Origin of the sequence: Achromobacter spanius (assembly GCF_002812705.1) — a bacterium.
Taxonomy (GTDB): domain Bacteria; phylum Pseudomonadota; class Gammaproteobacteria; order Burkholderiales; family Burkholderiaceae_B; genus Achromobacter; species Achromobacter spanius.
Map to the genome: position 1 here is coordinate 3,602,598 of NZ_CP025030.1, position 18,522 is coordinate 3,621,119.

Here is an 18,522-nt window from a genome sequence, read left to right on the forward strand (position 1 = left end):
GCCCGTTTTCGGATCAGGTCCCGCGCATGAATTTCAAACAAGTCGAGGCCTTTCGCGCCGTCATGATGACCCGCTCCATGACCACCGCGGCGGGCCTGCTGCACACGTCGCAACCGAACGTCAGCCGCTGGATCGCGCTGCTTGAGAAGGCGCTGGGCTTCGTGCTTTTTCAGCGGGTCGGTACCCGCATCATCCCCACGCCCGAGGCCGAAGCGTTCTACGCCGACGTCGAACGCGCCTTCATCGGCCTTGAATCGCTGAACGACAGCGCCAGTTCCATACGCCGTCGTGGCACCGGCCTGTTGCGCGTCGGCGCGGTCGGCTCCATCACCCAGTGCGTGTTGCCCGACGCGATCGCGCTGTTCCGGCACAAGTTCTCGGACATCCCGGTGGTGGTCAACACCGGCGGTTCGGACGTGGTCGCCAAGTGGCTGGCCACCGGCGTTTGCGACATCGGCTTCTGCTCGCTGCATACCGATCTGCCCGGCGTGCGCTACGAGCGCATCAACACGGCCCATGGCGTCGGCATCGTGCCGCGCACCCATCGCTTGGCGACGAAAAGGAAACTGGCGCCGGCGGACTTCCGCGACGAAAACTTCATCTCGCTACCCACCGGCAGCTTCAACCGCGCCGCCATCGATCGCCTCTTTCCCGACGATGCGCGCATTCTGTCGATCGAAACCCCCTACGCGACCACCATCTGCAGCATGGTCGCGAAGGGGTTGGGCGTCTCCATCGTCAACCCCGTGGTGCCGCGCGCCCTGGGCATTTCCACGCTGCGTGAAATCCCATTCTCGGAAAAGGTGGAATTTCACAGCTATGCCGTTACCTCCGACCACTTCCCGGTCAGCACGCTGGCGCGGCGTATGGCTGAATGCGTGCGCGAGACCTTGGCCGCGGTCAACGCGCCGGCCAAGCGACGCTGACGGCCCGATGAAACTTCTCGACACGATCAATAATGATTACAATTCCCATTCGTAAATTTGGGAAGCGATCGCGCTGCCGCCATGTCGTCCTTGGAATCTCTGGAGCACCGCGAGCTGGGCTTGCTCTACCGCGACCACCACGGGTGGCTGCGGAGTTGGCTGCAACGGCGCTTGAGCGTGCCCGCCGAAGCCGCTGACCTGACGCAGGACACCTTCATGCGCCTGCTGGCATCCCCGGCGTCGATGGCGCAGTTGCAGGGCGTGCGGCAACCACGCAGTTTTCTGGCCACGGTGGCTCAACGCACGTTGGTGGACCACATCCGCCGCCAAGTCTTGGAACGCGCCTGGCTGGAAACGCTGGCTCAGCAGCCCGAGGCGCACGCCATTTCCCCCGAGACGCAGGCCATCCTGCTGGAAACCATCCGCGAGATCGACGCCATGCTGCACGGCCTGGGGCATAAGGTGCGACGCGCCTTCCTGATGTCTCAGCTGGAAGGCGCCAGCTATGCGGACATCGCCGTGCAGTTGGGCGTCACGGTCAGTTCGGTGAAGAAGTACATGGCGCGCGCCACCGAGCATTGCCTGGTGTATGCCTTGGACAGGCAGTAGCACAGATGGCCGACAAGACCATCACCGCGGCGGCGCAATGGTATGCGCGCTTGTGCGCCGACGACGTCAGTGCGGCCGATGTGGCGGCGCATGGCCGCTGGCTGGCGGCCGACCCTGAACACGCGCGCATCTGGCGCCAGGTGGAGCGGCTGCGCGGCACCTTGGGCGCGGCGCCAGCCCGGCTTGCCGCCGACACGCTGAACCGCGCCGATCATCACTTTGCACGGCGACGCGCCGTCTTGCGCAGCAGCCTGGGCGCAGTGGCGCTGGTGGGCGGGGGCGGTTTGCTGGCCTGGCGCGTCTTGCCGGTTGAGCAGATGGTGGCTGGATATCTGGCCGACTACCGCATGGGCACGGGCGAACGCCGCGAGCTCTTGCTGACGGACGGCACGCTGCTGTGGTTGGATAGCGCCAGCGCGGTGGACGTGGCCGTGGACGCACGCGGCCGCCACATCACCGTGCATGCCGGCGAAGTCCTGATCGATACCGAACGCACCACGCCGGGCCTGCCACCGCTACGGGTGAGCACGCGCCACGGCACCGTGCGCCCCTTGGGCACGCGCTTCACCGTCAACCGGCTGGACGACCTGACGCGCGTGGCAGTGCTGCGCCATGCGGTTGAACTGCTGCCAGCCGATGGCGGTGCGGCGCTGGTGCTGAAGGCGGGTGAACAAGGCGTGCTGCAAACGGCCTCCGCCCGCCACGAAGGCGAGATCACCGGCGAACCCGACGCCTGGACGCGCGGCCTGTTGGTCGTGGATGGCATGCGCCTGGCCGATTTCGTGGCGCAGTTGGACCGCTACCGTCCGGGCCATCTGCGTTGCGACGAGGCGGTCGCGCAGTTGCGCGTGTCGGGCGCGTTTCCCATCGACGACACCGACCGCGCGCTGGCCGCCGTAGAGCGCGCCTTGCCCGTGCGGATATCCCGCTTCACCCGCTACTACACCCGGATCACCACCCGGGGCTGAATTTATTTTCGCCGGGCATTGTCCTTTTTCCGCGCTCATCCGACTTAGCAGGGATTACGTCGGATTTGATTCACGGAAACTTTCATCCCATGCCTTCCTTACCGTCCAAACATCGCCACCCCGGCACCTTGGCGCCCGTTGCGTGCGCGCTCTTTACCGCCCTGATGGCACTGGCGTCCACCCCGCCCGCCTGGGCACAAACCGCTGACTCGGCCGCCAGCGCGCGTCGTTATGACGTGCCTGCCGGACCGTTGGGTCTGGCCTTGAGCCGCTTTGCCGCGCAGGCGGGCGTGGTGCTGTCCTTTGATGCGTCGCTGACGCAGGGCAAGCAAAGCGCGGGCCTGCAAGGGGAATACGGCATCGCCTCGGGCTTGGCGGCGATGCTGGCGGGCACGGGGCTGGAAGCCGTCAGCCAGGGCGGCAACAATTACGGCGTGCGCCGCGCGTCGGCGCAGACGCTGGCGCCCGTCGAGGTTCTGGGCTCGCGTGAACCCGGCCCCAGCGAAGGCACGGACTCGTACACGGTGGGCTTGTCCACCACGGCCACCAAGCTGCCGATGAGCTTGCGCGAGACGCCGCAGTCGGTGTCGGTGATGACGCGCCAACGCTTGTCGGACCAGGGGCTCAATACGCTGGAAGACGCCATCGCCAACACGCCGGGGCTGACCTTCAAGAAGAAGGGCTCGGCCGACGACAACGAAAAGGGCTTGTACGCGCGCGGCATGGAAGTCACCAACATGCAGGTGGACGGCGTGCCCACGCACAAGGACTTCAATGCGCTGGGTCTGGACACTGCGTTGTACGACCGGATTGAAGTGGTGCGCGGGTCAACGGGCTTGTTGAACGGCGCGGGTAATCCGGCGGCGTCCATCAACCTGGTGCGCAAGCGGCCGACGCCGGAATTTCAGGCCGGCGTGGGCGCGGCAGTGGGGTCATGGGACTACAAGCGCACGGAATTTGATCTGGGCAGCCCGCTGGACGAAGCCGGCAAACTGCGCGGCCGCGTGGTGGGCGCGTGGCAAGAGGGCGGTTCGTTCATCGACCGCGTCAAACAGGATTCGCAACTGCTGTACGGCGTGATCGAGGCCGACCTGGGCGAACGCACGATGCTGACCTTGGGCGGCGAATACCAGCGCAAGCACTGCACGGCGTGCTCGTACTTCGGCTTTCCGGCCGCGTACGCGGATGGAACAAAAACGGATTTCCGCCAGAGCTTCAACTCTGCCACCGACTGGAGCCGCCAGACCCGCACGCGCTACAACGTGTTCGCCACGCTGGACCACGAGTTTGCCCCGCTGTGGAAAGGCTCGGTGACCGTGTCGCACACGGGCGACGACAACGACCGCACCTATGGCTGGTTCAGCAGCAACGGCTGGGCGGATCCGAACACGGGCCGGGGCGCATCGCTGTGGGTCGCCAAATGGCCGATCCCCAAAACGCAGAACGCCGTGGACGCCAGCTTGAGCGGCGCCTTCAACGCGTTCGGCCGCCAGCACGACCTGGTGGTCGGCGCCAGCCTGTCGCGCACCCGGGGCGACTACGACATGTACCCGCTGTGGACGGCGCCGGGCTATGACGCCAAGATCCCCGACATACGCGATTGGTCCGGCAACATGCCGGAGCCCGACTGGCAGACCACGGGCAAGCGTTACTACACCGAGAAGCAATCGTCGATCTATGGCGCGCTGCGCCTGCGCCCAACCGATGCCTTGTCGGTGGTGCTGGGATCGCGCGTGACGTGGTGGGACCAGCAGGCGTCCTACAACTACAACGACGGCACGTCGTATCCGGACAATATGCGCGAGCAGGGCGTCTACACGCCTTACGCGGGCCTGGTCTACGACCTGACGCCTACCTTGTCGGCATACGCCAGCTACACCAGCATCTTCCAGCCGCAGCAGGCGCAGAACGTATCGGGCGGCGTGCTGGAACCCATCAAGGGCAATACCTACGAGATCGGCCTGAAGTCGACGTGGCTGGATGGCCAACTGAACGGGTCGCTGGCCTTGTTCCGCACGCGCCAGGACAACTACGCCATGATCGACGGCGACAAGCTGGCGCCCAATGGCGACAGCGCTTACGTGGCCGCCGATGGCGCGGTGATGCGCGGCGTTGAAGCCGAGCTCAGCGGCGAGCTGACCCCGGGATGGCAGATGCAGTTGTCGTATGCCTATGTGGACCGCCGGCTGCCGCAAGGCTTCATCACGCAGGTGGGCCTGCCGCGCCACATCGCCAAGCTGTACACCACCTATCGCCTGCCGGGGGACCTGAGCGGGCTGACGGTGGGCGGCGGCGTGCGTTGGGAAAGCGGCAGCGACTATTCCATGCGTGGCCCGGGCGGGCAACAGTTTGAATCGTCACAAAGCGGCTATGCGCTGGTGGACCTGATGGCCCGCTACCAGTTCAACCGCCAATGGTCGGCGACCTTGAACCTGAACAACATCTTCGACAAGAAGTACTACGCCAGCACCAACGTCTACAGCAATTACTACGGCGCACCGTTCAGCGCCATGCTTGGTGTGAACTACAAGTATTGACCCATGCGTTCGGCACGGCGGCGTAGGCGGCCGTGCCGGACGCAGGGGCGTCCTTTCTCCAAGCAGGGAAGGGTAGCTCGCTGCGCTTACCCCTTCCTTTTGCGCGGCTTGCTCGCCACGTAGTGTTCGCCCCAGGACTTCATCGCTTCCAGTGTCGGAGCCAGTGTGGTTCCAAGCGCCGTCAGCGTGTATTCCACCCGTGGCGGCACTTCGGCAAACACTTCACGGCTGACAATGCCGCTAGCCTCAAGCTCGCGCAGTTGCAAGGTCAACGAGCGCTGCGTGACCCCGCCGATCAGCTTTTTCAGCTCACCAAAACGCTTGGTTCCGCTCAGCAGGTAGTGAATGATCAAGGGCTTCCATTTGCCGCCCGCGATGTGGACGGTGATTTCTACCGCGCATCGGTATTGATCGAGCTTGCCTTGGGCCATAGATGCTCCATTAGTACCCGTAAAGTCGAAATAGTATAGTTTTTATCCTTAGGTATAAATAATGTGCCTACTTGTTAAAAAGGCACTGGATTTTGATAATGCCGGCTGACGGAAGGAATGCCTTCCAAGCCGGAGAACAAATCCATGAGAGCCGCTTTTTACGAACGTCAAGGCCCCGCCGATGAGGTGCTTTGCGTCGCTGAACTACCCATTCCCCAACCCGGCCCCGGTGAAGTCCGGGTGCGCGTGCACGTGTCGGGGCTGAACCCCACTGACCTCAAGGCCCGCACCGGGTTTTCGTCCGCGATGCCGTACTCGCGGATCATTCCGCATCAGGACGGCGCGGGCGTCATTGATGCCGTTGGCGATTCGGAAGAGGAAAATCGGCTGGGCCAGCGGGTATGGATCTACGAGGCACAGTACGGCAGGCCGACAGGAACCGCGGCCGAATATGTGGTGGTGCCGTCGGCGCAAGCCGTGCCACTACCCGACAACGTGTCGTTCGACGTCGGGGCATCCCTGGGCATTCCGGCGTTGACGGCCCATCGCTGTCTTTTTGCCGATGGTGATATCCAGGGCAAGAATGTACTGGTGCAGGGCGGGGCGGGCGTGGTCGGCACCGCCGCCATCCTCCTGGCAAAGTGGGCGGGCGCGTGGGTCGCGGCCACCGTCATGAACGAAGCGCAAGCCGCCATCGCCCGCGCGGCGGGTGCCGACCTGGTGCTGGACCGCCTGAATGACGATGTTGCGGCGGCAATCAACGCAAGCACCGGCAACGCGGGCGTGGACCGCATCGTCGATGTCAACGTGAAGGCAAACCTGGATATCGACATGGCGTGCCTCGCGCCTGGGGGCGTCATCAGTTCCTACGCGATGACGCATGCCACCGACACGCTCACGCTGCCGCTGTTAAGCGCGATGGTGCATGGCTGCGTGCTGCGATTCGTGTACATCTATTCGGTGCCCGTGGCGGCGAAAGTCCAGGCGATCAGCGACATCAACGCCTGCCTGGCCAGCGGCAACTATGCGCCGCATATCGGCATGAGGGTCGAGCTGGAGAAGATCGCCGACGCCCACAACGCGCTGGAATCGGCATCGGTCATGGGCAAGGTACTGATCGCTTTGTGAGCGGGAGGTCGTCGTTGATTGAGCCGCCTTGGAGCGGCTTCGATTCCATCATTCCACCAAGCCGGGCCTTCTATTCACTTGCCTAGAGCGTCGCCACCGATCTTCCTGGCCGTCAACGTCACGGTGAAGAACTCGCTGCGCTTGTCGGCTGGAACGGTGTCGAGCTGTGTGCTCCCGTAGTCGGTATGTTGCCTCTGCTCGAAGCTGGGGCAATACCCTTTCCAGAAATAGCGCGTCTGTGTGCCGGCCGCGAGCACTTGTTGCGCAGGCAGGGCGGCTACAAAGCGCGTATTAGCACGGTCCGCCCGCGCCCTCACCGCGACGCGCGCTTCTGTCAATGCTCAATGGCATACCCCGCGCCCGTAATAGTCCTCGTCTTGCTGCATGTCGGCATACACGGTGCCCACGTACTCGGTGGCGGATATACGGGAAAGGCGGAACGGTTCGTGGCTGGACAATGTCGGCACGTGGCCGGACAAGGCGTTGGATTTTTCACAGCGGGCGCCGTTGCTGGCGTCGAACTGCACAGTGCCCTCTACTACCGTAAACGGCGATCTGCCGTCGGCTGCGCTTGAGAGATCCGTGGCATTGGCAAGCGTCAGGCGAACTTCGTATGCCTGTGTCGGAGCGCGATTTAGCTTGCGCAACGCGGGCTTGGGCGCGTTGGAGGTGGCGTCAAGCTGGTTCAGGGTCTCGGCGTGGGTTGGCCCGTAGATGGCAGCGGCCAGAAGCGCCAACGCCGGCAGTGCATGACGCAAGGCAGGCGCCGAAATGCATCGCGGGGAGGAGGGGAGGAAGGGGCACTGTCGACGCGAAGAAAACAGCCAATAACGTTCAAATTTGTCGCCATGCGCTCCGTTTTGCGCATGTCGCCTCGAACGCATGGCAAGCCGTCATGGGCGGCACATCCTCTGCCGCTTTTCCGACTCACCAGTCGTATCAATAACCGGTTGATAGAGGCCGAACACCCTTTCGTCAATGTGATAGACATAGAAACACTCGCTCTTATACAGATTTCGACCATTGCTGGCGTCGATGATTTCGATCGTTAGGAAATAGTCTGGAGCTGAGATGTAGGCAAGTGGATGGGTCTTTACAGCACCCGCATGTGCATCCAGGGTCAGCGTGTGCCTGAAGCTGTTTTTTCCAACGTCGGATTTGCTAAGGCTAATCACTTGTGACTCGTAGTCGCAAGGCATGAAGAGTGGACGCCCGTTTATTCCCTTTATGCACCCCATATTGGTATGCGCGCGCAAAAAATACTGTAGGTTCGTTTTGCTGGTATTTGCTACCTCCAGCTCAACCGGCATGCTTCCTTCATTAACTGTGGACAGCGGTAGTGCGCCCGGCTGAACTAAAACTGCGCGGTCGTAATCGCTGTCGTGCTGGGACCAAGATACGTACAAGGCGGCGCCGCTGATCACAAGCGACAGGAAAGCCAATGCGGCGGTGATGAAATTATGGGTTCGCTGATTCATATGATGACTAGCTAGATCTGCGCGACTGCACTTGGCCGCGAGCTGTCCTTGTCGAAAGATCGAGGACGACCCTAAGTGACCCTTCGAGTTTGCAGGAAGCGGACGTTTCCTTGCTCTCTGTGTTGCTGCGCCATCTCCGTTTCTCCGTCCGCTACACAGAAATTGGAATCTTAGAACTTCGGCAGAGTTGTTGCTTTTTCCCACCGCATCGCTATCGCGAATGCTCGATGTCTGAGACGCTGAGAAAACGCACGCTGGCGAGAGATCTTCAGGAGCAGAGCGGCAATCTCTGCGTCAATGGAAAGTCCTTCGTCAAGCCAAGCCAGTGCCAGCTGAGGCCAATATTCAGTGGGCCACGCAAGACCAGCGATCACAATTGCTCGGGCGTGAGGGCCGCCAAGAGGCAACTGGTTCATAGGCTGTTCAAGATGGATCACTAGCTCAGATGGATTCATCGGTAGTTCGGTAGGTGTGACTTTCTCAAAAACGGACAAAGTCAGATTGTTGGAGGCCGAAATCAGCATTAGGTTGACGGGGGCGCTGCCGCTGACCGTGGTAGCCAAGGAAGTCACGCATCTCGTTAGTTCGGCTCTCGCCACCCGCAACCTTCCAGAAGCGGTGCTCGCCTAACACCGGCTCGAGATACTTGATCAACTCCTTTGGCTTCCCACCCTGAGCCGCCGTCTAGCCAAAGTCACCAAGATTGTCATTTGGCTTTGATCTCCTGCGGCTCGAGTTTCGCCGATGCTGACGAAAGTGGGTCAATTTTCAAGCGCCGTTGACAGCTATTTCTCTGGTGCAAGCACCTGCAGGCGTTGCTGGATGTTGGCGATCTTTTGCTGGTTGGCAAAGATGGCCTGTTCCTTGGCGGTCAACTCCGCTACGACGTTCTCGATCGTCTTGATCTGCGGCGCAAACGTATCGAGTAGCTTGTCGTCATCGGAGAGCAGGTCGTAAATCGACTTGAAGCTCTGTTTGATGATTTTTCCGATGTCCGCTTTGCAATCGCTCAGCTCCTTTTCGAGCTCGCTTTCCTTGTACGCGCTGTACAAGTCCGCGCCGACCGAAAACGCCGCTCCAGCGGGACCGGCCCACTTCGAAATGCTGCCGGCGAGGTTGCTGGCCTGCCAGGGCTTGAACTTGAAGACAAAGCCAGACACGCTGGCCAGCGCGTCACGTGCGAGGAAAATCGTGGACTTGATCGCCTCAGGGTTGATCTTGGACAGCCCTTTTAGCACGTTGCCAGCCGCCTTGAGTGAGCCTTCCGCGTAGGTTTCGAAGAAGCTTTGGCTTGAGTGTAGCTGTCGCTTGATGTCGTCAGAAATGCGGTGTGTCACGGCGGACGATTGTTCGAAGAACCGATCGATGGCCTGCTTGATATTCAGATTCAACTTGTAGCCCACGCCATCTTCGGTGTAGCCCAGCTCGTCCTCCAGATAGGGGCGGATCTCGTTCAGCGCGAGCGGCCGCAGCTTGCTCATTAGCAGGTTCTCCATGCCCTGCAGTTCGCGTGTCAACTCGGCGGCTAGCCGTTTGATCTCGGCGCGACCGGAGAGAATGTCTTGAGAGAAACGCCGGGTCTGTTCCTGGTTTTGCTCGGCGAACACGCCCAAAGTGTCCAGTTGCTGTGCGACCGCAGTGGTGCGCTGCTTGACTAGGTCACGCACGACATCGAGGCCCGTCTTGGCCGACAGCACGGCGGGAACATTGGCTGTTAGGACCTCGTTGGTCGCCGCCTTCAGGGCGTTGATGCGAGAGCGCGCTTCGTAAATCTCGGGCTTGCCGAACCAGAACGGCAGGCCGCGTCCATTGGGGTCGGAAGCGACGCAGATGATGTTCAGCCGTTCGAGTTCGGTGGTATCGAGATCGGCGCTGCGCTGCAATTTCTCCTTGAGGTTGTTGCGCTTGATCATGGCCTGTTCGTCGAACATGGCCGGTTCGGTCAAATCTGCTACTTCGTCCATCTTGTTGATGACGAAGACGATGGACGAAAGCTTGTTGAGGTCGCGCAGCAGCCAGCGGACGATTTCCTTGTGGCTATCCTTGAGCGGATTGGTCGCGTCAACCACGTACAGAATCAAATGCGCTTCAGAGATGTAGCGCTTGGTGAGGTCCTGGTAGAGGACTTGTTCGCCATCGATTTCCCTTTCTTTGTCCCCGAACAAGCCCGGCGTGTCGACGATCTCACACTGGCCAGGCAGGCCCTCGGGTTTGTAAATGGCGAGGCGGTCCGAGGACTCGTCCATCGATATTTTCATGTCGTCCATGACGCGGCCCAACCAGCCAGCAATCACGCTTGTTTTGCCGTCCGAGAATGCGCCCAGCAAGGCAATCCGTAGCACATCCGATTCCACGGCTTCGATGGCGGTAATGATTTTTTCGAGGTCAGCCTGCACATCGACTTCCATCTCGCCTAGTTCAGTGATGATGGCATGAAGGTCGCGCAACGCTTGGACGGTAGCCTGCTTTCCTGTTTCAAACTGATTGAATGGTTCCATGTTCCATGTGCTCCATTTTTTCTTCCAGATGACACATCGCGGCAATCTGCCGCGATAAGATTTCGATAGGTGCAGCGAGATTCTCGTGTAGCGCGTCGATGCGCTGTTGCAAGGGAACGATCAACGTGTGCTTGATGTTCTTCAGTTGCGTTTCGGTGTAGTTGACACTGCCAGCCAGCGCTTCGGCACGAGCTTCTTCGATTTTTTTGTGGGCAGCTGACTGGGCCTTACGTACGCGGGCACTGCGGGTAGTGAAAAGGCTGAGCAGGCCAAGCAGTAGCCCGACTGCCGCGCCGATGGCACCACCAATTAGCGTTCCAATAACAGGGATGGCAGATCCTATCGCTGCACCCGTCGAGGCATAGCTGCCGATCTTGAATGCAAATGCGCCGTAGTCGCGAGTCTTGAGGCCGCCGCCGATGTCCTCCAGCTTGTCGCCGAAGTGGATATTCGGCTTGCCGAGCGACAACTCCTCTTGGTACTCGATGCGTTGCACGTCCTGAGCCAGGCGCATCAGGGCGTCGTGCATACTGTCGTTAAGCGTGTCAATGCAGCGCTTCACCAGGGCTTGATACGCCATGTCCGTGCTGGCCTGCCTGGCTTTGGCGGCGCGGGTGATCTTGTCCGAGATCTGCTTGGCTTCGCCGAGGTTATCGTCGATGATGATCTCGGCGTCTCCGGTCAGGTCGTTGTAAAGGCCGTCGATAAGGTTGCGGGTGCCGGCTTTCAGACTGCGTGAAAATGAGGCAGCGGCTTTATCAAACGCTGCCCGGCACTTGTCGAATTCGGGGGCGCTTCTGTCCAGGTAGGCCTGATACTGTTGCAAGGCTTCTTGCAGCTCGTGGAGGTTTTGTCCCAGCAGTTCGCGCAGCTTGCGCTTGTTGCTTTCGACGATATCTTGCTTGAACGTGGCCCGCTTGACGTCGATCGCTTGGGCGATATCCTGGACGCCGCTGAACGCGAGCATGCTGGCTGCTGAACCGAAGTGCTTGCGGTAGTTACGTTGTTGGACGACTAGATCGCGGTCACGCGACGGGTGGATGCTAGTGCGACCATGCATGTCGTAGGCCAGAGCCGAGAAGGCGAGGAGGCCTTGCACGCAATGGCCATCCAGCAGGGTGTTCTCGGGCAGGACGTTCTTGAGTACGTCAGTGGTTTGTTTGAGCGAATTCGAATCCGCAAGCCGGACCCGGTCTTCGTCGAACTCATAGGCATCAGCGTTTCCACGTACGTTGATTAGCGGATAAACCTGCGTACCGTAGCGTAGATAACTACGAATTTTCTTGGCGGTGCCTTGCTCGGGTTTCTTGTTGGTGCCGTTGACATAGAAGACCAGATGCGCTTGCGCGACTGCTTCACGAATGAAGCCGGTGTACTTGAGTTCGTCGCCTTCTATTCCTGGCACGTCAACTAAGACGAAGGTCTTGCCATCGCGTTGGAGCGTATAGCTGGTATTTCCCTGGGTGAAGTCGGCCTTGCCGGTGCCGATGATCTGGCCATCCACGCGGGTAGCCAGCGTATGCCGAGCACATTGCTCGCGCAGGCCAGCCAGGATGGTGGGCAGGGTCTGCGTGGCCACGGCCACCGTCGTTGCGAGCAATGGCCGCTCGGCGGGGATTTTCTGCGCTATCTGGCCATGATTGACGGAGCCTTGCATGTCAACTCCAGATCAGCAGGCCTGCACCGGCCAGCAGCAACCCTGCCATCAGCCCCAGGGCGGCCGCGAGCAGGCGTTGGCGTTGTACACGTGCTGATATCGCCTCTTGTTCGAGGGCAAGGCGGGCATCGGCTTCTGTCTGCAGAATCTCATGCTTCGTCGAGGCGGCTTCGCGCTCGAGCTCTAAGCGCGCCTCGGATTCGGCTTGCATAATGGCTTCAAGTCTGCGGGTCCCGGTTCGGATGAAATCCAGCTCCTCGGCATAGGCGGCGACGATTTGCTGCAGGTCGTCGACGATCAGTGTCGCCTGCTTAGCCAAGCTCGCCTCGAATGCCTGGAGATCGCGCTGGTTTTGCTCTATCAGTTGCCGGCGGGAAGTCTCGTCCAGCAGGATGCGCAGAGATTCGATCAGTGTACTTTTGCCGGCGTTGGTCTCTCCGAAGAAGGCGATCGTAAATTGGTCCCATTCGGTATTGGACTTGAGCAGGTCGAGTTCCCGGCTAAAGCGGTCTTGCATATGGCGCAGCCGGAGTGTCAATCCGCTCAATTCTCTCTCACCCTGCGTGTCCTCGATCTTAAGCTGATTGAGATCGCTGATGGCGCCAGCGATGTTCTGCGAGATGTCCTGGTAGAGCCTGTCAAATGCTTGTGCTGCGTTCATCGTGTAGCGGATAGAAGTGTGTTGTAAGCGCCAGATGGAAGGCGCGTTGTCTTTCACTATCATCCGCTCCTGGCCGGAAGCAGCGTTCAGTGACGAACTGCTGCCGAACTAGAGCAGACGACCACTAATGGCCAAGCTAATCCGCCGGTAGACGGCGGGTCAGCTTGATTGCAAATTCAGCCGCGAGACAAAATCAACTTTCCCCCGGCATTAGAAACAACTTTGTACTTGCGCAAGGAGTTGAGGGCTCCTACACCACCAGCAGCGACTGCGATACTGACTGCGGACAAAGCGGCAGGGAGCCCAAGCACTGTGACGGCACCTGCGCCAACGAGCCCGCTGACTGGCGCACCAGCCCCGCTAGTGCCTAAAGTGATAGCTACTGCAATACCAATTGCACCGATCGCGATGATCCAAGCAACCGAGCCTGTCGCTTTAATTTTTAGAACTTTCTTTTGCAAGTCGCCTTCAATTTCGATGGTGTCTTGATCATTTTTTAGTGCTTCTCCAAGCTCTTTCTCAGTTCGGACTGTCATGATGCTTTCGGTTGTTAATAATTTGATTTCGACGCGGCACAAGAAGCGATGTTACATATTATAACACTGTAAAGGTGTGCAACATCGGTGGAAAATCTAATTTCTTAGCGTTGGGGCACGTCTAAAAAAATCCAGAATTACGGTTGGTGGCTAATACGGAATTCAAATGCCGATAGTGGCCAAAAGGCGCCCACCGCGGATATCCGACTATCTATCCGGCCTCCCGCGGTCCCCACCATTACCAGGCGGGCCGCACGCTGGCAGTCGATTCTCCTAGCGGGCGCCGACTTCCTCTTCGACGTTTCGGTCGTCACTGGTAATTCAAGTCAAACCGTTTCGGCGAGACTGAGCGATACGCCAAGAAGACCGAGATGTCTTCAGAGTTCGCTGGCGTGGTTCTTGTCTTCATGCTCGCCCCTCTGTCCCGCTACATCTTCTGGGTCGGCCTTGAACTGACGCAGGCATCGCGCGATCGGCCGCTCACGGAGCCGTGGATTACGGCGATTCTGATGATGGCTACGGCTGCCATCTTCGAAATTCCTACGCTTGGAAGAATCGCTTGGGGCGGCAAGGGTCAAGGGCACCTGACTGCTCGCCGTCCATGATTTCCGCGCTGGCTAGACGGCCTACTATGGCCGCCAACGTAACGCCGGGGTGCATTGCGCAAACGTATACGCCGCCGATTTTGGGTAGATAACCAATGATAGGGATGCCATCGGCGGGTATGGGTCTGATTCCGACGCAGGCCACTTCGGGATCAAGGTACGCAACACCATGGAGTTCGTTCCGAATCGCCTTAGCCGTTCGTAGCGCTATCGCTGCCGGCTGGTTTTCCAAGGCGTCGTCCAAGTAATCTTCTGCCGCCAGCAACGCGCCGTGCGCACTTTGCCTGACTTCCATTTCCGGGCTGGAGATCAGGGTTTGGACAAGGTTGAGGGGTGACTTATAGCGAATGAAAATCGCAGGAGACGCTTCTATCGGAAGAGGCGCTTCAAGCATCTCTGTCAGCTTCGCGGTGCCTGTTCCGGCTGCCAGTACGACAATATCGGCCTCAATGATGCCGGCGGCGGTTTTAACTCCCGTCACCGTTGCGCCCTGGTTTTCGAAGCCAAGAACGCGTGTCTGAGTGAAAATCTTGGCCCCGTTCGCCCGGGCTCCTGCGATCAACGCATGCGTAGCTTCCACCGCATCCAGCGACGCTTCATCGGCAGCGTACGAAGCGGATTGCGGAGGATGCTTGAGTTTCGGCTCAAGGTCGATGATTTGCGATCGCGACACCACATTTTTGGAAGCCGGGTTATCCGATTCCGGTGGCGATTCACTTGAGTTCGCGCTGTAGGATAAAGCGCCGGTCCATCGGACCTTCAGGCCGGGAAGCTGCGTTTCAAGGCGGCGGTACGCTTCGATTGCGGCGCCGCGTAATGGCGCGATTGGGTCGGATTCGCGGTGCGAGGCGTTGATCCATGCGAACGAGGTTCCCGTCACGCCTGAGGCGATGCCTTCCGCCTCAACCACGGTGACCTGCGCGCCTTTAGCTGCCAAGTGATACGCCAGTGACGCGCCCACGATGCCGGCACCGATGACAACGACTCGTTTGGCCAGATCGTCTTCCACGTCAACGTCCTTTCCGTGGATCTGGGGCTGGCGGGTACACAGGGGTGGAAACATGTATTTGTGAAGCTCCCTACGGGGTTTTCATCTCCTTCTCCTTCTCTTTCTTCTCCTTTTTCTCTCCATCGTAATGGGACTTGATGGCGAGATACATGCCGGTGCCCAACACGAGCAGCTTGAACGTACCGAAGACTACAGGGACCCAAAAATTCATCATTTCCTCAAAGCGCTGATGCTGCATATAGACGGTCAAAGTTTACCGCCAAGCGCCATACAAACTGTTGAACTGGTCGATTGGTACGTCTTTTCTGACCAGCGCAGTTTGGACAAAAAAACCACGTATCAGATCAGGCATGTCTCTTGTACGTGACCTCAAAAAACAAACGTGTGACGGCCCGCATTGCGGTTCGTTCCGCCGCTTCGTTCCGCGTTATGTGAGATTCAATCCGCCATCGGAAAGCAAAATCTCGCCCGTCAAATAGTTGGATTCAATGAGCATGGATACCGCTTGTGCAATATCTGCCGGGCTCGCCGCCCGCCGCATCGGCGCACGCTCTCGCCACAACTGCTGAGCCTGCGTCCAGTCAGCGGTCAACGGCGTATCCACAAGCCCGGGGGCGACGGCATTCACACGAATATCAGGAGCAAGTGAGACCGCGAGCAAGCGCGTGACATGGTTCAGCGCCGCCTTCGTCGCGGCATAAGGGATGGAAGCCCCTTTGGGACGAACGCCCGCATGCGAGCTTACGTTAATCACGCAAGCAGGCACGCCGTCAGCGGCAGACGCCCGCAGTGCGGCCTGCGCTTCTGCAACGATACGAAACGGCGCAATGACATTGACCTCGTGTAGCTCGCGCCAAATGTCAGGAGTGGCAGCTGCCATATCGGCATGAGGAATCACGCGGCTGATTCCTGCATTGTTCACGACCACGTCCAAACGACCCCATTGCGCGACAGCTTCTTGCACCAGTCGTATCCGGTCTGCATCTATAGCGAGGTCTGCCTGCACATAAGCCGCCAAACCCAGCTCACGCGCCATGGAAATGCCTGCATCCACGGAGCTACGCGAATGCAGAACGACTGCATAGCCGTCCTTGGATAGCCGGCGTGCTATCGCATTTCCAATACCCGAAGTCGACCCTGTGACGAGAGCAACGCGCTGTGGTGTAGGCATAGAGAAGTCAGATGAAATTGAAGAGTGGTTTTACATTCCGGGGAGACCCCGCGAACTCTTGCGCTCCCGGGGTCTTTCTTGATTTTGACGGCATCCTGCACCTTCAGAGAGAAGCGCGCCCCGCGTTATTATCGCGAGACCACTAGCCGCAAGGAAGGGAATGAACCAGAAGCAGCGCACGACCAAACGCCGCCGGATTCCGCGCAAGGCCTGGGCCTTGGGTCTGGCCATCGCCGCAGTCGCCGGGTTTTATGCCTGGAATGAAACCCCGCTGGGCCCAGGCCTGACCGAAAGAAAGATACACAAGATCCTGGTCGCTGCCATGGCGACGCCCACCAACGCGCCAGGCAGCGCCTGCGTCAAAGTGGTGGGCGTGCGGCCCTTGCCGGCCAATGTCTACACCACGTTCCTGGAACAACAGGACAAAATCGTGCAGGGGCTGATCAAGCACCAGCTGATCACGGTCAAGCGCATCAGCGCCAACGGCGACGGTTCACCACCAAAGCCGGATGAAGATCCCGAGGAAGCCACCAGCCGCATGGAGCTGACCGAGAAAGGCCGCGCGTACTACGCAGAGAGCGAGACTCTCATCGGTTCTGATATGTACTACAGCGCGAAGTTCTGCGCCCCCGGCCTCCAGGTCGGCAAGATCCTCGACTACTCCAAGCCGGGCAAGAATCCGTTCGACGACAACCCCAATGCGGTTTCGGCGGTGCACTTCGAATGGCGTCTAGATCGCGCCACCGCGGACTGGGCGGCGGACCCTGTCTTTTATCCGCAGATAAACGCCTTTCCCTCGGAGTCCCCGCCGGAAGAGTGGCCGACCCGGCACATCATGCTGGAACGGAAAAACGGCGTGTGGGGGCTGGGAGACAGGCCCTATACGATCCGCTGGTAAGCATGCCCGCGCCGGCAAGGCGCGGGCGCTCCAGGGCCTGAGCGGCGGACGATTTCAACTATCCGGCCGGTTCGAAACAGGCGGTGAGGTCAAGGATTGATCCGGGCAAAGGCCGCACCATGGCCTGGCCGTCCGTTCACCGTTGCTCTTTGGAGCAGTCGCGTCTTCGCCCAATAGGTCCATGGCGAAGGCAGGCCATTACCCTAAGGGAAAAGAATCGGTAAGGTTTGACTCATCGGTCGGTTCGTGGTCGGCTGCCTCAGCTCGTCAGGAACTCAAGTCAGGTTTTGGCCGAAAGGGGAAATTCTATAGGTCTAACTCTAACGCTACCGTTTCTGGCAGCAGACGCCAGATAAAGTCGGGATGACTACAGTTCATGCGAACAATTGGGAAAGTTCGGCATGAATATTTTTCCACGGTTTTGCCAAATCGACCGTTGCTACTGTCAACGGATATTGCCGAATTAAAAACTGACAACGTAGTGTTTTATCCACTCTTGGGTACACAAGCATTCCGCCTATGGATGTACCCTCCCGCTGCTGTACATTTGTCAGGTATGCCCACATCTGAAATAGGTTGCTGGCATGCAGCTTCTTGGTCCCAAAGCGCTCGGTCAACGTGTTTTGATAATACTTTGCGTCGATGATGATGTGCTCGTTGCCACGACTAATAGAAATATCGGTTTCCATCCGTGGTAGTAGTGCCATATCTTCCTCGGAAGCCACGACACCATGCCATACAATGCGCTCGCGTTGTGCCGACCATTGTGGCAACTCGATGCGAATGAAATTGAATAGGAAATCCTGAAACACGTGCGCCATCAATCTCTCGTCACGTAGAAAATCTCGAAATCGATAACCACCGGTCTCAGAGTCGGGTAGGCAGGCTACATGAATGAACTCACAAACATTCAATAAGAATCGATAAAACCGGTTGTTCGCATGCAGTTGAACTTGGCGGAACGCTTGTGAATTCAACACAGTTTCCGTGACACCGCGCAAGTCGCGATGCAGCACTAGGACGCGCTTGCGCAGGCTGTCGTTGAGGCCGCTCGAATTCGACAAGCGACGCAAGGTCGTTTTGAGGATCCGGTTGGGCAGCGTATTTGGTGTCAATTCATCGAAACGGCAAGCCGCTCGTCCGTGAGCTACCAAAAAACGGCGGGCCGAAGGCAGTATGTCGATACGACCTCGCACTCCGGTAAGCTCCTCTTCACGCAGCTCGTAACCTTGCTCGAGGCCACGCCGTCCAAGATGATCGATACCTTCGCATAGCACAAAGGCGAAAAAATCCACCAGCTCTGTGGTCGGCGCGCGTGATATGTTGACGATGTTGCCTTGCGGAAGTTGGTTCCAAGCGTAACAGAGCAGATAGTACAGGTTGCGTATCGGAACGATCGGGGTGTCCATC

The 18,522-nt window shown here is 59.2% G+C and carries 18 protein-coding genes; 6 read left to right on the forward strand and 12 right to left on the reverse strand.

Annotation, left to right across the window (positions count from 1 at the left end; translation table 11 throughout):
• Positions 1 to 26: 26 nt before the first annotated feature.
• The 4 genes from CVS48_RS16375 to CVS48_RS16390 all read left to right on the forward strand — a co-directional run bounded on the left by CVS48_RS16375 (position 27) and on the right by CVS48_RS16390 (position 5,040).
• A complete protein-coding gene (locus tag CVS48_RS16375) occupies positions 27 to 926 on the forward strand; it encodes a LysR substrate-binding domain-containing protein (RefSeq protein WP_100855354.1) in 900 nt (299 codons plus the stop codon).
• An 81-nt stretch (positions 927 to 1,007) separates the two neighbouring features.
• A complete protein-coding gene (locus CVS48_RS16380) occupies positions 1,008 to 1,535 on the forward strand; it encodes a sigma-70 family RNA polymerase sigma factor (RefSeq protein ID WP_100855355.1) in 528 nt (175 codons plus the stop codon).
• A gap of 5 nt (positions 1,536 to 1,540) precedes the next feature.
• Positions 1,541 to 2,503, forward strand: a complete 963-nt coding sequence (locus CVS48_RS16385) for a FecR domain-containing protein (protein ID WP_100855356.1) — start codon at positions 1,541 to 1,543, stop codon at positions 2,501 to 2,503.
• Between the two features lie 89 nt (positions 2,504 to 2,592).
• Positions 2,593 to 5,040: a TonB-dependent siderophore receptor gene (locus CVS48_RS16390; RefSeq protein ID WP_100855357.1), complete on the forward strand. Its 2,448-nt coding sequence runs from the start codon at positions 2,593 to 2,595 to the stop codon at positions 5,038 to 5,040.
• Between the two features lie 86 nt (positions 5,041 to 5,126).
• Here CVS48_RS16390 and CVS48_RS16395 read toward each other — a convergent pair whose 3' ends face one another.
• Positions 5,127 to 5,471 carry a winged helix-turn-helix transcriptional regulator gene (locus CVS48_RS16395; protein WP_100855358.1) on the reverse strand — a complete coding sequence of 115 codons (345 nt, stop codon included), beginning with the start codon at positions 5,469 to 5,471 and terminating at the stop codon, positions 5,127 to 5,129.
• A 144-nt stretch (positions 5,472 to 5,615) separates the two neighbouring features.
• Here CVS48_RS16395 and CVS48_RS16400 point away from each other — a divergent pair, with 144 nt between their 5' ends.
• A complete protein-coding gene (locus CVS48_RS16400; RefSeq protein WP_100855359.1) occupies positions 5,616 to 6,599 on the forward strand; it encodes an NADPH:quinone reductase in 984 nt (327 codons plus the stop codon).
• A gap of 341 nt (positions 6,600 to 6,940) precedes the next feature.
• On the opposite strand, the gene CVS48_RS29650 is transcribed toward CVS48_RS16400, so the two are convergent.
• From CVS48_RS29650 to CVS48_RS16440, 10 genes are all read right to left on the reverse strand, one after another.
• Positions 6,941 to 7,357, reverse strand: coding sequence for a hypothetical protein (locus CVS48_RS29650; RefSeq protein ID WP_242001251.1), 417 nt, complete (start codon positions 7,355 to 7,357; stop codon positions 6,941 to 6,943).
• Positions 7,358 to 7,492: 135 nt separating this feature from the next.
• On the reverse strand, positions 7,493 to 8,077 hold the full coding sequence (locus CVS48_RS16410; RefSeq protein WP_100855360.1) for a hypothetical protein: 585 nt from the start codon (positions 8,075 to 8,077) through the stop codon (positions 7,493 to 7,495).
• A gap of 170 nt (positions 8,078 to 8,247) precedes the next feature.
• Positions 8,248 to 8,640, reverse strand: a complete 393-nt coding sequence (locus CVS48_RS29250; protein ID WP_126376163.1) for a hypothetical protein — start codon at positions 8,638 to 8,640, stop codon at positions 8,248 to 8,250.
• Positions 8,641 to 8,862: 222 nt separating this feature from the next.
• Positions 8,863 to 10,575, reverse strand: a complete 1,713-nt coding sequence (locus CVS48_RS16415) for a LeoA/HP0731 family dynamin-like GTPase (RefSeq protein ID WP_100855361.1) — start codon at positions 10,573 to 10,575, stop codon at positions 8,863 to 8,865.
• Positions 10,553 to 12,232, reverse strand: coding sequence for a hypothetical protein (locus tag CVS48_RS16420; protein ID WP_100855362.1), 1,680 nt, complete (start codon positions 12,230 to 12,232; stop codon positions 10,553 to 10,555). Before CVS48_RS16420 ends, CVS48_RS16415 begins: the two co-directional genes overlap by 23 nt.
• A gap of 1 nt (position 12,233) precedes the next feature.
• Positions 12,234 to 12,950: a hypothetical protein gene (locus CVS48_RS16425; protein WP_126376160.1), complete on the reverse strand. Its 717-nt coding sequence runs from the start codon at positions 12,948 to 12,950 to the stop codon at positions 12,234 to 12,236.
• A 119-nt stretch (positions 12,951 to 13,069) separates the two neighbouring features.
• Complete coding sequence (locus CVS48_RS16430) at positions 13,070 to 13,429, reverse strand: hypothetical protein (protein WP_100855364.1); 360 nt, start codon at positions 13,427 to 13,429, stop codon at positions 13,070 to 13,072.
• 540 nt (positions 13,430 to 13,969) lie between these two features.
• Positions 13,970 to 15,043 (reverse strand): NAD(P)/FAD-dependent oxidoreductase, encoded by a 1,074-nt coding sequence (locus tag CVS48_RS16435; protein ID WP_100857698.1) that lies wholly within the window; start codon positions 15,041 to 15,043, stop codon positions 13,970 to 13,972.
• 70 nt (positions 15,044 to 15,113) lie between these two features.
• Positions 15,114 to 15,293, reverse strand: coding sequence for a hypothetical protein (locus tag CVS48_RS29255; RefSeq protein WP_126376157.1), 180 nt, complete (start codon positions 15,291 to 15,293; stop codon positions 15,114 to 15,116).
• Positions 15,294 to 15,470: 177 nt separating this feature from the next.
• Entirely contained in the window at positions 15,471 to 16,214 is a 744-nt protein-coding gene (locus CVS48_RS16440; RefSeq protein ID WP_100855365.1) for an SDR family NAD(P)-dependent oxidoreductase, read from the reverse strand.
• Positions 16,215 to 16,374: 160 nt separating this feature from the next.
• Between CVS48_RS16440 and CVS48_RS16445 the strand changes: the two genes are divergently transcribed.
• Entirely contained in the window at positions 16,375 to 17,112 is a 738-nt protein-coding gene (locus CVS48_RS16445) for a hypothetical protein (protein WP_100855366.1), read from the forward strand.
• A gap of 374 nt (positions 17,113 to 17,486) precedes the next feature.
• Here CVS48_RS16445 and CVS48_RS16450 read toward each other — a convergent pair whose 3' ends face one another.
• Positions 17,487 to 18,521, reverse strand: a complete 1,035-nt coding sequence (locus tag CVS48_RS16450) for a 5-methylcytosine restriction system specificity protein McrC (RefSeq protein ID WP_157814470.1) — start codon at positions 18,519 to 18,521, stop codon at positions 17,487 to 17,489.
• Between the last annotated feature and the right edge of the window lies 1 nt (position 18,522).